General features: G+C 65.9%; 15 protein-coding genes and 1 rRNA gene. 1 reads left to right on the top strand and 15 read right to left on the bottom strand.

What is annotated here, in order from left to right:
- From ACFVIV_RS25295 to atpB, 14 genes are all read right to left on the bottom strand, one after another.
- A 16S ribosomal RNA gene (locus ACFVIV_RS25295) occupies positions 1-85 on the bottom strand; the annotation flags it as partial.
- A 482-nt stretch (positions 86-567) separates the two neighbouring features.
- Positions 568-1,830, bottom strand: coding sequence for a UDP-N-acetylglucosamine 1-carboxyvinyltransferase (gene murA, locus ACFVIV_RS25290; RefSeq protein WP_379200306.1), 1,263 nt, complete (start codon positions 1,828-1,830; stop codon positions 568-570).
- Positions 1,831-1,840: 10 nt separating this feature from the next.
- Positions 1,841-2,434: a cob(I)yrinic acid a,c-diamide adenosyltransferase gene (locus ACFVIV_RS25285; protein ID WP_379200304.1), complete on the bottom strand. Its 594-nt coding sequence runs from the start codon at positions 2,432-2,434 to the stop codon at positions 1,841-1,843.
- 29 nt (positions 2,435-2,463) lie between these two features.
- Positions 2,464-2,886 carry a DUF2550 domain-containing protein gene (locus tag ACFVIV_RS25280; RefSeq protein WP_379200328.1) on the bottom strand — a complete coding sequence of 141 codons (423 nt, stop codon included), beginning with the start codon at positions 2,884-2,886 and terminating at the stop codon, positions 2,464-2,466.
- Between the two features lie 187 nt (positions 2,887-3,073).
- Entirely contained in the window at positions 3,074-3,760 is a 687-nt protein-coding gene (locus tag ACFVIV_RS25275; protein ID WP_379200302.1) for an MspA family porin, read from the bottom strand.
- A gap of 30 nt (positions 3,761-3,790) precedes the next feature.
- A complete protein-coding gene (locus ACFVIV_RS25270) occupies positions 3,791-4,435 on the bottom strand; it encodes an MspA family porin (RefSeq protein ID WP_379200300.1) in 645 nt (214 codons plus the stop codon).
- A gap of 164 nt (positions 4,436-4,599) precedes the next feature.
- A complete protein-coding gene (locus ACFVIV_RS25265; protein WP_379200298.1) occupies positions 4,600-4,977 on the bottom strand; it encodes a F0F1 ATP synthase subunit epsilon in 378 nt (125 codons plus the stop codon).
- A gap of 6 nt (positions 4,978-4,983) precedes the next feature.
- Positions 4,984-6,426, bottom strand: a complete 1,443-nt coding sequence (gene atpD, locus ACFVIV_RS25260) for a F0F1 ATP synthase subunit beta (RefSeq protein WP_379200297.1) — start codon at positions 6,424-6,426, stop codon at positions 4,984-4,986.
- Positions 6,427-6,444: 18 nt separating this feature from the next.
- The gene (locus tag ACFVIV_RS25255) at positions 6,445-7,416 is read right to left on the bottom strand and encodes a F0F1 ATP synthase subunit gamma (protein ID WP_379200295.1); all 972 of its coding nucleotides are present in this window, start codon (positions 7,414-7,416) and stop codon (positions 6,445-6,447) included.
- Between the two features lie 58 nt (positions 7,417-7,474).
- Positions 7,475-9,115, bottom strand: a complete 1,641-nt coding sequence (gene atpA / locus ACFVIV_RS25250; protein ID WP_379200293.1) for a F0F1 ATP synthase subunit alpha — start codon at positions 9,113-9,115, stop codon at positions 7,475-7,477.
- A gap of 67 nt (positions 9,116-9,182) precedes the next feature.
- Positions 9,183-9,995 (bottom strand): F0F1 ATP synthase subunit delta, encoded by an 813-nt coding sequence (locus tag ACFVIV_RS25245; protein ID WP_379200291.1) that lies wholly within the window; start codon positions 9,993-9,995, stop codon positions 9,183-9,185.
- 19 nt (positions 9,996-10,014) lie between these two features.
- Complete coding sequence (locus ACFVIV_RS25240) at positions 10,015-10,569, bottom strand: F0F1 ATP synthase subunit B (protein ID WP_379200289.1); 555 nt, start codon at positions 10,567-10,569, stop codon at positions 10,015-10,017.
- Between the two features lie 28 nt (positions 10,570-10,597).
- Entirely contained in the window at positions 10,598-10,843 is a 246-nt protein-coding gene (locus ACFVIV_RS25235; protein WP_379200287.1) for an ATP synthase F0 subunit C, read from the bottom strand.
- 73 nt (positions 10,844-10,916) lie between these two features.
- The gene (gene atpB, locus ACFVIV_RS25230; RefSeq protein WP_379200326.1) at positions 10,917-11,741 is read right to left on the bottom strand and encodes a F0F1 ATP synthase subunit A; all 825 of its coding nucleotides are present in this window, start codon (positions 11,739-11,741) and stop codon (positions 10,917-10,919) included.
- Between atpB and ACFVIV_RS25225 the strand changes: the two genes are divergently transcribed.
- Positions 11,695-11,880 (top strand): hypothetical protein, encoded by a 186-nt coding sequence (locus tag ACFVIV_RS25225; protein WP_379200285.1) that lies wholly within the window; start codon positions 11,695-11,697, stop codon positions 11,878-11,880. The genes atpB and ACFVIV_RS25225 overlap by 47 nt on opposite strands.
- Positions 11,881-12,051: 171 nt before the next feature.
- Here ACFVIV_RS25225 and ACFVIV_RS25220 read toward each other — a convergent pair whose 3' ends face one another.
- Positions 12,052-12,489, bottom strand: a complete 438-nt coding sequence (locus tag ACFVIV_RS25220; RefSeq protein WP_379200283.1) for a hypothetical protein — start codon at positions 12,487-12,489, stop codon at positions 12,052-12,054.
- Between the last annotated feature and the right edge of the window lies 1 nt (position 12,490).

The raw sequence follows: 12,490 nt of genomic DNA, 5'->3' as shown, positions 1-12,490 counted from the left end.
ACCCCGAAGGGCCTTACCGCTCGACTTGCATGTGTTAAGCACGCCGCCAGCGTTCGTCCTGAGCCAGGATCAAACTCTCCGTTGAAGACTCTCGAAACACCCGAAGGTGAATCAGAAAAATCACGTGAGTCCGAAAACCCAGCAAGATAACGCCAGCCGGAAATTAGCTGACTAAAAATGTCCGACACCCACACGGGGGTGTAAGCGCCGGAACCAAATTAAATATTTGGCACTGACATTCATCGACACACTATTGAGTTCTCAAAGAACACACGCACAAGCCATCCACCGGGATCTTGTCCCGTTAGATCGGCTGGGCAACTTCTCAAGCTTAGCTCGCCGGTCGCAGCAGAACCAAATCGGCTGTTCGAGGGGAGCTAGTGTGATCATCAGGCGCTCCTCGTACAACCTCGTTTCCCTGTGCCCCGCTTCGCCTTTCGGCTCGGCGTCTCGGCCCCGGGTCGGTGTCCGTGTCGCTCTGACCTGGAATAAGTTACGTGTTGGTTGTTCGCATGTCAAATCGCCTGTTCAGAGCGGTTTTTCGCGAACCCTCCCCGACACCTGCCGTTAATCGGCGGTCCCGACCCGCTCGATCTCGGCTCCCAGGGACCGCAGGTTCTCCACGAAATCCGGGTAACCCCGGTCGATGTGGAAGACGTCGTGCACTTCGGTCACCCCGTCGGCCACCAGACCCGCGAGCACCAGACCCGCGCCGGCGCGAATGTCGGAGGACCAGACCGGCGCGCTGGACAGTCGCGGAATACCGCGCACCACAGCGTGATGCCCATCGGTGCGGGCGTCCGCACCCAGCCGGATCATCTCTTCCACGAAACGGAACCGCGCCTCGAAGATGTTCTCGGTGATCATCGAGGTGCCGTCGGCGATGGCGGCCAGGCCGATGGCCATCGGCTGCAGGTCGGTCGGGAATCCCGGGAACGGCAGGGTGGAGAAGTTGACCGCGCGCGGGCGGTCCGACTGCACCACCCGGAAACCATCCGGTTCGAACGAGATTCGCGCCCCCGCGGAGCGCAGCTTGTCCAGCACCAGCGACAGATGCTTGGGATTGATGCCCGTCACCCGCACGTCACCCTGCGTCATGGCGGCGGCGATACCCCAGGTGGCGGCCACGATGCGATCGCCGATCACGCGGTGGGTGGTGGGCGAGAGCTTGTCGACGCCCTCGATGGTGAGCACCGAGGTACCGGCGCCGGAGACCTTCGCGCCCATCTGCACCAGCATGTTGCAGAGATCCACGATCTCCGGCTCGCGCGCGGCATTGTCGATGATGGTCTCGCCGTCGGCGAGCACCGCCGCCATGAGGATGTTCTCGGTGGCGCCCACCGACGGGAAGTCCAGCCGGATGCGTGCGCCCTGCAGCTCCTCGGCCCGGGCCACCAGGCAGCCGTGCTCGATCTCGCTGGTCGCGCCGAGCAGCCGCAGACCCTGCTGATGCATATCGAGCGGACGCGAGCCGATGGCGTCGCCACCCGGTAGCGCCACCACCGCGCGCTTGCACCGCGCCATGAGCGGTCCGAGCACGCACACCGAGGCGCGGAACTGGGTGACCGCCGGGAAGTCGGCGTGATACTTCGGTTCCGTCGGCGTCACGATGGTGACCGTGCCGCCGTCGATGCCGACATCGCAGCCGAGGCCGCGCAGCACGTCTGCCATCAACGGCACATCCAGGATGTCCGGGCAGTTCGTGATCGTCGTCGTGCCCTCGGCCAGCAGCGCGGCGGCCATCAGCTTGAGGACGCTGTTCTTCGCGCCGCCCACCGCGACCTCACCGACGAGCCTGCTGCCCCCGGTCACCAGAAACCGTTCACTCACGGTGGTCAGCCTAATGGGCCGCTCCCGTGCTCGTGGCCTCTCCGCCCGGCCGCCAGAGGATGTCGCCGTCCGGGTTGGCGACCCGGCTCAGGATGAACAGCAGGTCGGACAGCCGGTTCAGGTATTTCGCCGGCAGCACGCTGGTGTCGTCCGGATGCGCGTCCACCGCGGCCCAGGCCGAGCGCTCGGCGCGCCGCGCCACGGTGCGGGCGGTGTGCAGCAGCGCCGCCAGCGGTGTGCCGCCGGGCAGGATGAACGAATTCAACGGCGCCAGAGGCTCATTGAACTCATCGCACCACTTCTCGAGGCGGTCGATATAGGGCTGGGTGACGCGCAGCGGCGGGTATTTCGGATCCTCGACGACCGGGGTGGAGAGGTCCGCGCCGGCATCGAAGAGGTCGTTCTGCACCGCGCGCAGCACACCGAGCATCCGCTCGTCGGGCTGCCCGAGCGCGATGGCCACTCCGAGCGCGGCATTGGTTTCGTCACAGTCCGCGTACGCGATGAGCCGCGGGTCGGTCTTGGCCACCCGCGAGAAGTCGCTCAACCCGGTGGTTCCGTCGTCACCGGTCCGGGTGTAGATCCGCGTCAAGTGCACACTCACCGGATCACCGTAACCCCAGGAGCGGTTCGTCAGTGGCTGGGCCGGCGGCGAATTCGCTCGGAAGGCCGCGATTCCACCCAGGACAGGAAGGCCGCCAGCGCACCGCGGTCGAGTGCCAGCTCATAGCTGCCATTGCCGTCGGTGAGGGTGATGATGAGCTCGTCGGTCATGATGTCGTACTCGTCGTCCTGCGGGGAGCGGCGATTGCTCACCTCGATGCCCAGGCGGCGCATGGTCGAATCCGGGCCGAGCTTCAGGCTGGAGAGCTTGTAGAAGACGAGCGAATCCTCGTCGTAGCGTATGAGCCCGTGCCGCCAGCCCCCGCCGTGCCCGCGCGCCGGCAGCGTGCGCAGCAGTGCGGCGGTGCCGCCGCGGCGCAGCATGATCAGGCGATAGGTGGAGGCCAGGGCCAAGGCGACAAGCAGCAGCACCAGAATGATCAGAAGCACCATCCCGGTCTGCAATGCCGCTCCGTTCTTTCCCAACTCTCGGGACTCTCAGGGGGCTTCGACCCCCCGAACCCCCGAACGGGAGGGGCGGTACCCCGCGCTTAGTGGTCGATACTAGCGACCGTTGAAACGCGGAGTCCGGCCATCCACCGAATGTGATGCACACGGCTCGCAGAAAGACTGCGGGCTCTCAACCGATACTGAACGGTTGACCCCAAAGGGCCACGTCACCGATCTGGGTGTCGGTGCCCACCGAGGCGATCACGAACGACCGGGCCTGCGCGTAGCCGCCGCAGCCTTGCACGTCGAACGTCTCGTCGAACCACTCCACACTCGCATGCGGTCCGGGCACCTTGTTGCGCCGATAGTGGTGCTCGTTGCCGTAGTCGTCGGGCTGCTCGATATCGAGCATGAGGCGGCCGAGCGACTGGCCCGGCGACAGCGTGATGCCGGTGCCGAAGCTCTGCCCCAGCACCGGCAGCGTGCTCGGATCCCAGTCCCCGGTCTGCGTGCCCGTGCCCGAATCGGTGAAGGCGCCGATCTCCACCTGGCAGCCGACGACGTACCCGGGCGAGATCTTGATGGTGCTGGTGTCCGCACTCGGTCCCGACACGTCCACGACCGCGCGGCCGCTCACCCAGACATTGCGGTGCACCGGCGTCGACCCCATGGAGGGGTTGATCTTCGCCGACTCCTCCTCGATCCGCACCGTCACCACGGTGCCGTCCACCAGGGTGCGGGTGATGTGCCCGCCGGGCAGCGGAATAAAGGTGTCCGCACTCGCCGCGCCCGCGGATTTCAGGCTCAGCACCGCGGCGGCGGCCAGCGCCACGCCCAGCGACCTCGCGCCCCCGGTCTGCTTCGTCACGCGGAACATGTTCGCTCCCTTCGCATCTCGAGTAGCGCGTCAGCCGATGCTGAACGGCTGTCCGTACAGGGTGACCTTCTTGTAGTCGTTGCCGATGATCTCGACCACCGCGAATTGCCGGGCCTGCGCGTAGCCGCCGCAGCCCTGGATCTCCATTGGAACGTCCTGGTACTGAATGTGATACGTGCCGCTCTTGGGCATATCGATATTGTCGATGGCGATGAAGGACACCTGCCCGGCGCTGAGGGGGAAGCTGAACCCCACGCTCAGGGACGGGCTCGTGGTGATCGCCAGCCCATTGCTGGCATTCAACGACCCGACCGATACCTGACAGCCGACGATATAGCCGACCGTCAGCCCCGACGCACCGTGCGTGGAGGAACCATTGGTGCCCGGGAAATTCTGCGCGCCATTGTTCGGGCCCACCGTGCCGTCCGGGGTTTCCACCTCCGCGCTGACATTCCCGGTCAGCCACGAGGTGCGGCCCGCGCCATTGGCGGCCAGGGACGGCGAAATGATCGCTCGCTCACCGACACTCCGGATTTTCACCCCCGGCCGCTCGACGTACCCGTCGGGCAGCGGCACCCAGGCGTCCGCCGACGCCGCCCCCGGTGAGAAGAATCCGATGCCGACCGCGACGGCCAGCGCGATGACCGTCTGCTTTCCGATTCGAAACTCGCTCATCTACCCCTCGCTTGGAAGCGCTGCAATAGCCGAGATTTCGCTGAATGGTCCAGATCACATCCGTGGACCGGCAATCGAATCTAACCACACTCCCCCGAAACGCAAAGAGAGCGGCGGCCCCAGGAAATTCCTGGAGCCGCCGCTCATTTGCTCGAACTACTCGATCAGACTTCGGCAGCCTTCTCGAGCGCGCGCACCTGGCCCTGGGCCTTGGTCAGCGCGGCCGGGCTCGCATTCTCGTCGGCGAGCACGGCGCGGGCGGCCGCCTCGTCGATATCGCCTGCGAAATCAGCGGATTCGGCCAGCACCCGCACCGAAGTGCCGGTGACCGAGAAGAACCCGCCGTGCACGGCCGCCACGATGCGCTCGTCGCTGTCGGACACGATGGTCACCGTGCCGGCCTCGACCAGCTGACCGAGCAGCGGTTCGTGGCCGGCCAGGATGCCGATCTCACCCTCCGTGGTCTGGGCGGAGACGAATTTCGCCCGGCCCGACCACAGCAGCCGCTCGACGGCGACCAGATCAACTGACATATCCGCCATGGTGGACTACTTCCCGGCGATCTTCTTCGCGGCCGCCTCGACGTCGTCCAGGCCACCGCAGGAGTTGAACGCCTGCTCGGGCAGGTGATCGAACTCGCCCTTGCAGACGCGATCGAAGTCGTCGATGGTCTGCTCCAGCGGCACAACGGAACCCGGCTGACCGGTGAACTTCTCGGCCACGATGAAGTTCTGGCCGAGGAACTTCTCCAGGCGACGGGCGCGGCCGACGAGGACCTTGTCCTCTTCGGAGAGCTCGTCCATGCCGAGGATGGCGATGATGTCCTGCAGTTCCTTGTACTTCTGCAGGATTCGCTTGACCTCGTTGGCGACCCGGAAGTGCCGCTCGCCGACGATCGAGGCCTCGAGGATGCGCGAGGTCGAGGTCAGCGGGTCGACGGCCGGGTAGATGCCCTTCTGCGAGATCGGGCGGGAAAGCTCGGTCGTCGCATCGAGGTGGGCGAAGGTGGTGGCCGGCGCCGGGTCGGTGTAGTCGTCGGCGGGCACGTAGATCGCCTGCATCGAGGTGATCGAGCGACCACGGGTCGAGGTGATGCGCTCCTGCAGCTGACCCATCTCGTCCGCCAGCGTCGGCTGGTAACCCACGGCGGAAGGCATGCGGCCCAGCAGGGTCGACACCTCGGAGCCCGCCTGGGTGAAGCGGAAGATGTTGTCGATGAACAGCAGCACGTCCTGGTTCTGCACATCGCGGAAGTACTCGGCCATGGTCAGGGCCGAGAGGGCGACGCGCATACGGGTCCCCGGCGGCTCGTCCATCTGGCCGAAGACGAGGGCGGTGTCCTGGAGGACGCCCATCTCTTCCATTTCCAGGTGCAGGTCGGTGCCCTCACGGGTGCGCTCACCGACGCCCGCGAACACGGACGTACCGGAGAACTCACGCGCGATACGGGTGATCATCTCCTGGATCAGAACGGTCTTGCCGACGCCGGCGCCACCGAACAGACCGATCTTGCCACCCTTCACGTACGGGGTGAGCAGGTCGATGACCTTGACGCCCGTCTCCAGGATCTCGGTCTTGCCCTCGAGCTGGTCGAAGGCGGGCGGCTGGCGGTGGATGCCCCACTGCTCGCCGTCACGGCCCAGGCCCGGGGTGTCCAGGCAGTCGCCCAGGGCGTTGAACACGTGGCCCTTGACGACGTCACCGACGGGCACCGAGATCGGCTTGCCGGTGTCGCGCACCTCGACGCCACGCACCAGACCGTCGGTCGGCTGCATGGAGATGGTGCGAACGATGTTGTCGCCCAGGTGCTGCGCAACCTCGAGGGTCAGCGTCTTGGCAACGGACTTCAACGCGATGTCCACGTTGAGGGCGTTGTAGAGCTCAGGGATGGAACCGCGCGGGAACTCGACGTCCACGACGGGTCCGATGACGCGGGAGACGCGGCCTGTGCCGGCGCCAACCCGGGTTTCGTTAGTGACAGCTGCGGTCATTGCTTCTCTTCCTACGGCTTAGTCGCGGTCCGAGCTCGCCGCAAGCGCATTGGCGCCGCCGACGATTTCCGTGATTTCCTGCGTGATTCCGGCCTGGCGCAACGAGTTCGCGGTACGGGTCAGTGAATTCACCAGCTCCGTAGCGTTATCGGTGGCCGCCTTCATAGCGGTGCGGCGCGCAGCCGACTCCGATGCCGCCGCGTCCAGCAGCGACGAGTAGATGCGGGTGTTGATGTACTTCGGCAGCAACGCGCCGAGCAACTTGTCCGCGTCCGGCTCGAACTCGTACTGGGCGTGGACATCCGCGGTCGCCGAATCGGAGAACGCGTCCTCGCCCATGTCGTAGTTCTCGTCCACGTAGCTGACCTGGATGGGGGCCAGCCGGCGGACCTCCGGCACCTGCGACAGCATCGACACGAAACGCGTGTAGACGATGTGCAGTTCATCGACACCGGCCATGGTGCCCACCCCGTTGGGGGCGGGAACTTCGCCGTCGGCTCCGGCCATGAAGGCCTCGACCAGGTGGTTGCACGCAGCGGACGCGTCCGCGTAGTGGGGTGACTGGGAGAAACCGACCCACGATCCGTTCAGCTCGCGCTTGCGGAAGGTGTAGTAGGTCAAGCCCTTCGAGCCCATCACGTACAGCACCGGCTCTTTGCCCTCGCCGCGCAGCGTGGTGACCAGTTCCTCGGCGCGCTTGAGCACGTTCGAGTTGTAGCCGCCGCACATACCGCGGTCGGAGGTGATGACCAGGATCGCCGCGCGCCGCGGGTTCGGCCGCTCGGTGAGCAGCGGATGCGTGAGATTGCCGCTGGCGTTCGCCAATTCGACGAGCACCTTGGTGATCTCTTCCGCGTACGGCTTGGCCGCCGCGACCCGGGCCTGCGCCTTGCTGATTCGCGAGGTCGCGATCAGCTCTTGCGCCTTGGTGATCTTCTTGATCGAGCTCACGGAACGAATTCGGGAGCGCAGTTCGCGCACGCTTGCCATTAGCGGTTCACACTCCCTTCATTCCTCGAGTCAGTCAGTCGCATTCGCTTCGCCCGTCTTACTTCTCGACGTGCTTGCGGGTGACCGACAGCGACTCGACCTCTTCGTGATCGAGCTCGCCGGCCTCGGCCTCGTTCACGACACGGCTGCCGTCCGAAGCCAGGAAGCCCTGCTTGAACTTGTCGGTCGCGGCCTTGATGGCGTCGGCGGCCTCGCCCTCGAGCACCTTCGCGCCGCCCTGCAGGGCGTCGAAGGAGGACTGCACGGTGGCGTGCAGGTTCTCCAGCAGCTCGGCATTGAAGCGGCGCACGTCGCCGACCGGCACGGAGTCGTAGTAGCCAGCGTCGACCAGGTACAGCGAAACAACCTGGTCCTCAACTGAAACCGGGGTGTACTGGTCCTGCTTGAGCAGCTCGACCCAGCGGGCGCCGCGCTCCAGCTGCGCCAGCGAGGCGGCATCCAGATCGGAGGCGAAGGCGGAGAACGCCTCGAGCTCGCGGTAGGAGGCCAGCTCCAGACGCAGCGAACCGGAGACCTTCTTCATGGCCTTGGTCTGGGCGGCGCCACCGACGCGGGAGACCGAGATACCGACGTTGATGGCCGGGCGGACACCCTTGTTGAAGAGGTCCGACTCGAGGAACACCTGGCCGTCGGTGATGGAGATGACGTTGGTCGGAATGAACGCCGACACGTCGTTGGCCTTGGTCTCGATGATCGGCAGCGCGGTCATGGAACCGGCGCCCATCTCGTCGGACAGCTTGGCGCAACGCTCCAGCAGACGCGAGTGCAGGTAGAAGACGTCACCCGGGTACGCCTCGCGGCCCGGCGGGCGGCGCAGCAGCAGCGAGATGGCGCGGTAGGCCTCGGCCTGCTTGGACAGGTCGTCGAACACGATCAGGACGTGCTTGCCCTGGTACATCCAGTGCTGGCCGATGGCCGAACCGGTGTAGGGGGCCAGCCACTTGAAGCCGGCGGAGTCGGAGGCCGGGGCCGCGACGATGGTGGTGTACTCCATGGCGCCGTGCGCCTCGAGGGCCGCCTTGACGCCCGCGATGGTGGAGCCCTTCTGGCCGATCGCGACGTAGATGCAGCGCACCTGCTTCGACGGATCGCCGGTGGCCCAGTTGGCCTTCTGGTTGATGATGGCGTCGACGCAGACCGCGGTCTTGCCGGTCTTGCGGTCGCCGATGACCAGCTGACGCTGGCCGCGGCCGATGGCGGTCAGGGCGTCGATGGCGGTGATGCCGGTGGCCATGGGCTCACCGACCGGCTGACGCTGCAGCACGGTGGCGGCCTGCAGCTCGAGCACGCGACGCTCGTCGGACTCGATCTCGCCGAGGCCGTCGATCGGGGCGCCCAGCGGGTCCACCACGCGGCCGAGGAAGTTGTCGCCCACCGGGACCGAGAGCACGTCGCCGGTACGGCGGACCTGCTGGCCCTCCTCGATGGTGTCGAACTCACCCAGGACGACGGCACCGATCTCGGTGTCCTCCAGGTTCAGCGCGACGCCGAGGACGCCGCCGGGGAACTCCAGCAGCTCATTGGCCATCGCGCCGGGGAGGCCGCTGATGTGGGCGATGCCGTCGCCGGTGTCGGTGACGACGCCCACTTCCTCGATGGAGGTTTCCGGGGTGTAGCTCTGGGTGTAGCTCTCGATCGCGCTACGGATCTCATCGGGGGAGATCGTCAGCTCCGCCATGTTCTTCCTGCTCTCGCTGTGGTCTCGAATGTCGGTGTGTTGGTGGCCGCCGGCGGCCGGGTGTCGCTCAGGCCAGGGTCTGGCGCAGGCGCTGCAGCCGGCCGGTGGCGCTGCCGTCGATCAGGTCGTCGCCCACGCGCACGACGACGCCGGCCAGCAGGCTCGGGTCTTCCTGCACGTGCACCGTGATCGGCTTGTCGTAGATGCGCTGCAGCGAAGCCGCCAGGTGCTCCCGCTGCTGCGGCGTCAGGGCCACCGCGGCGCGCACGTGCGCCACGATCTGCTCCCGGAGCGACGCCGCCAGGTCGGACAGCTTGTCGATGGCCTCGCCGATGCTGTTGGTGTGCGCGCGCGCCACCGCCTGCTCGGCGAGCTGGAGGGTGATGTCCTCGACCTTGCCGGTGAGCAGCCGCGTCAGCAGCTCACGGCGCGCCGGCACGGGCTTGCCGTGGTCGGAGAGCGCCTGCTCCAGCTCCGGGTTGTCCTCGACAATGCGCCCCAGCCGGAACAGCTCGTCCTCGACGGCGCCGAGGCGGCCGCGGTCGTCCGCGGCGCGCAGCAGCGCCTCGCGGCCGAGCAGTTCCAGGGTGTCGACCAGATTGCGGGCGCGAGACCAGTCCTGGGCCACCGCGGTGGTCAGCACGGCCTGCGTGGCCGCGCTGATCTTGCCCCCGAAGACGCGTTCGGCGAGCTCGGCGCGGGCCGAACTCGACACCGACTTATCCGCGAGCGCCACACGCAGCGAACGCTGGTCGTCGAGTACGGCGACAACGGCGAACAGTTCGGAGCCGGTCGTTTCCGCGACGGTGTCGCTACCGGTCAGAGCGGCCCGAAGAGCTTCCCGCGCACGGGAACTCGCCTCACGGCTCGCTGCGTACATGCTTCCCACTTTCGCGTCGTTACCTTCCAGCGCCGATGCGATCGTTCGAATCCAGCTCCGCGAGGAACCGGTCGATCGACGCCGCCTGCTTGGCCTCGTCGGCCACCGACTGACCGATGATCTTCTCGGCCAGGTCGACCGCGGTACGGCCGAGCTCGGACCGCAGTTCGGTCACGATCTGCTGGCGCTGAGCCTCCAGCTGAGCGTGGCCCGAGGCGACGATGCGGTCGGCCTCGGCCTGCGCATCGGCACGCATCTGGGACAGGATCTGCTGACCCTGGTTGCGCGCTTCCTCACGGATGCGGGCAGCCTCGAGGCGGGCCTCGGCCAGCTGCTCCTGGTACTGCTGCAGGGTCTCCTGCGCCTCGGCCTGCACGGCCTCGGCCTTGGCGATGCCGCCTTCGATCTTCTCGGAACGCTCCTCCAGGACCTTGGTCAGGCGCGGGACGACGTACTTGGCGAAGACGACGGCGATAACGACGAAGACGACCGCAGACCAGACGATGTCATACGTCTCGGGGATGAGGGGGTTGATGTCTTCCCCCTCAGCCGCGAGCAAAAAGGTGCTGTTCATGGTCGATTCCTAGTCTGGAAGGCCGGAATCAGAAAATGAAGCCGGCGACGAGACCGATCAGCGCCAGGGCCTCGGTGAACGCGATACCCAGGAACATGGTGGTCCGGATCTGGCCCTGCAGCTCGGGCTGACGGGCGATGCCCTCGATGGCCTTACCGACGACGATGCCGACGCCGATGCCGGGGCCGATCGCAGCGAGGCCGTAACCGATGGCGCCGTAGCCCTTGACCTTGGCGTCAGCAGCTTCCTGGGCCAGGTACGAGAGGGTGCTCATGTGTGTTGTTTCCCTTTCTGGTCGCCCACCCGCCGGCGGCGTGTGTAGCAGGTTTCGGTGTGGTACCGGTCGGTCAGTGAGAGTCGGCGTGCTGCGCCAGGCCGATGTACACAGCGGTCAGCAGCGCGAACACGTACGCCTGCAGGAAGACGACCAACAGCTCGAAGAGGGTGAAGCCGAGGCCCGCGATCAGCGAGAACGGCGAGAACACCTTCATCCAGTTGGCGGCATCGAACAGGAAGAACTGGGTGGCACTGAAGAACAGCACCAACATGATGTGGCCGGCCAGCATGTTCGCCATGAGACGGACGGTGAGCGTGAACGGACGCAGCAGGAAGGTCGAGATGAACTCGATCGGGATCAGCAGCACGTGCAGAGCGGGCGGCACATTGGGCACCACGATGGACGAGCGCATGTATTTCAGGAAGCCGTACTTCTTGATGCCCACGTAGTTGAAGGTGATGTAGGCGACGACGGCCAGCACCAACGGCATGCCGACTCGGGCGTTCGACGAAATATTGAGGCCCGGAATGACACCCGAGATGTTCAGGAACAGGACCGTGAAGAAGATCGAGGCGATGAGCGGGAAGAACTTCTTACCGGATTCCTTGCCCAGGACTTCATCGCAGATCTGTTCCTTGACGAACACCAGACCGGTTTCGGCGACATTCTGCAGACCCCGGGGGACCAGTTTGGGACTCCGGAATGCAAGGAGCATGACAGCCAGCAGTACGGCCGACATCAGGATGCGAATGAGCATCAGACGGTCGAGCTCGAACGGCGTCCCCTCGAACAGCACAGCTGGAGGGAAGAAGTCGTTAAGCGACGGCGCGTGGAACTCGCCCGCCAAAATGGTGACGCTCAGCGTTCTCTCCCGTGTTCGGGCCGCAGAAGATATTTTTCTCCTGCGGTTCGATCGGACATTGACGATCTGGTGGGTCGACTCAGGTCGGCTCGAAGTTCGTCAGCAGCTGTTCGGGCGTGGCCCGGGCGTCTGTACGCGCGTCGGCGACATCGTCGACGGTGCAGAACCGTGACCCACTCGGGTCCGGTACGGCTGTAAGCATAACCTGCTCTCAGGCGGGTCTCAGGTGACCCCCCCTGTTGTTTCGGTTGCTTACAAGTAAAGAGTTTACCAAGCCCTCTACGACACTGTGTAGGGGGTGATGGAAACAGCAGGTGAACTTGGCCGGATATGCCGAGTGCGGCTACAGGTCGCGGTCCACCTGAACGGTCGGAACCTTTTGGCGCAGAAGGCCGTACGTCTCGGCGCCGAGCACGATGAGCAGGGCTCCGACCACCGTGAAGAACAGGGCCGGGCGGCTGTAGAAGTCGACCCGCTGCAGGGCGGCGATGACGACCACCGCGACCAGCAGCTTTCCGACCCAGCTACCGAGCAGGACAATGCCCTGCAAACCGGACTCGAGCTTGGCGCTGAAGAGCACCGAGGCGGCCGTGGTGAGAATGAAGCCGCCGCCGATGGCCGCGCCCAGCAGGGCGCCCCACAGGCCGGGCAGGCCGGCGAAGATCGTCGACGCGATCGCCGAAACCACAACCAGCACAGCCAAACCGGCGATGCCGTAGCGCAGGGCCGCGCGCAGCGGGGCGTCGGGACCGGGATCAGAAGGCGTGCTCACGGCAGGCAAC

It is taken from the genome of Nocardia sp. NPDC127526, from assembly GCF_042672265.1.
Classification (GTDB): Bacteria; Actinomycetota; Actinomycetes; order Mycobacteriales; family Mycobacteriaceae; genus Nocardia.
This window is presented reverse-complemented; position numbering and strand designations above follow the sequence as displayed.

Coding starts and splice junctions, on each gene's coding strand:
- ACFVIV_RS25225 (WP_379200285.1), top strand. CDS start 11,695: ATGGTGACGCTCAGCGTTCTCTCCCGTGTTCGGGCCGCAGAAGATATT.
- ACFVIV_RS25235 (WP_379200287.1), bottom strand. CDS start 10,843: ATGAGCACCCTCTCGTACCTGGCCCAGGAAGCTGCTGACGCCAAGGTC.
- ACFVIV_RS25270 (WP_379200300.1), bottom strand. CDS start 4,435: ATGAGCGAGTTTCGAATCGGAAAGCAGACGGTCATCGCGCTGGCCGTC.
- ACFVIV_RS25280 (WP_379200328.1), bottom strand. CDS start 2,886: ATGGTGCTTCTGATCATTCTGGTGCTGCTGCTTGTCGCCTTGGCCCTG.
- ACFVIV_RS25240 (WP_379200289.1), bottom strand. CDS start 10,569: ATGAACAGCACCTTTTTGCTCGCGGCTGAGGGGGAAGACATCAACCCC.
- ACFVIV_RS25255 (WP_379200295.1), bottom strand. CDS start 7,416: ATGGCAAGCGTGCGCGAACTGCGCTCCCGAATTCGTTCCGTGAGCTCG.
- ACFVIV_RS25245 (WP_379200291.1), bottom strand. CDS start 9,995: ATGTACGCAGCGAGCCGTGAGGCGAGTTCCCGTGCGCGGGAAGCTCTT.
- ACFVIV_RS25275 (WP_379200302.1), bottom strand. CDS start 3,760: ATGTTCCGCGTGACGAAGCAGACCGGGGGCGCGAGGTCGCTGGGCGTG.
- atpD (WP_379200297.1), bottom strand. CDS start 6,426: ATGACCGCAGCTGTCACTAACGAAACCCGGGTTGGCGCCGGCACAGGC.
- ACFVIV_RS25265 (WP_379200298.1), bottom strand. CDS start 4,977: ATGGCGGATATGTCAGTTGATCTGGTCGCCGTCGAGCGGCTGCTGTGG.
- atpA (WP_379200293.1), bottom strand. CDS start 9,115: ATGGCGGAGCTGACGATCTCCCCCGATGAGATCCGTAGCGCGATCGAG.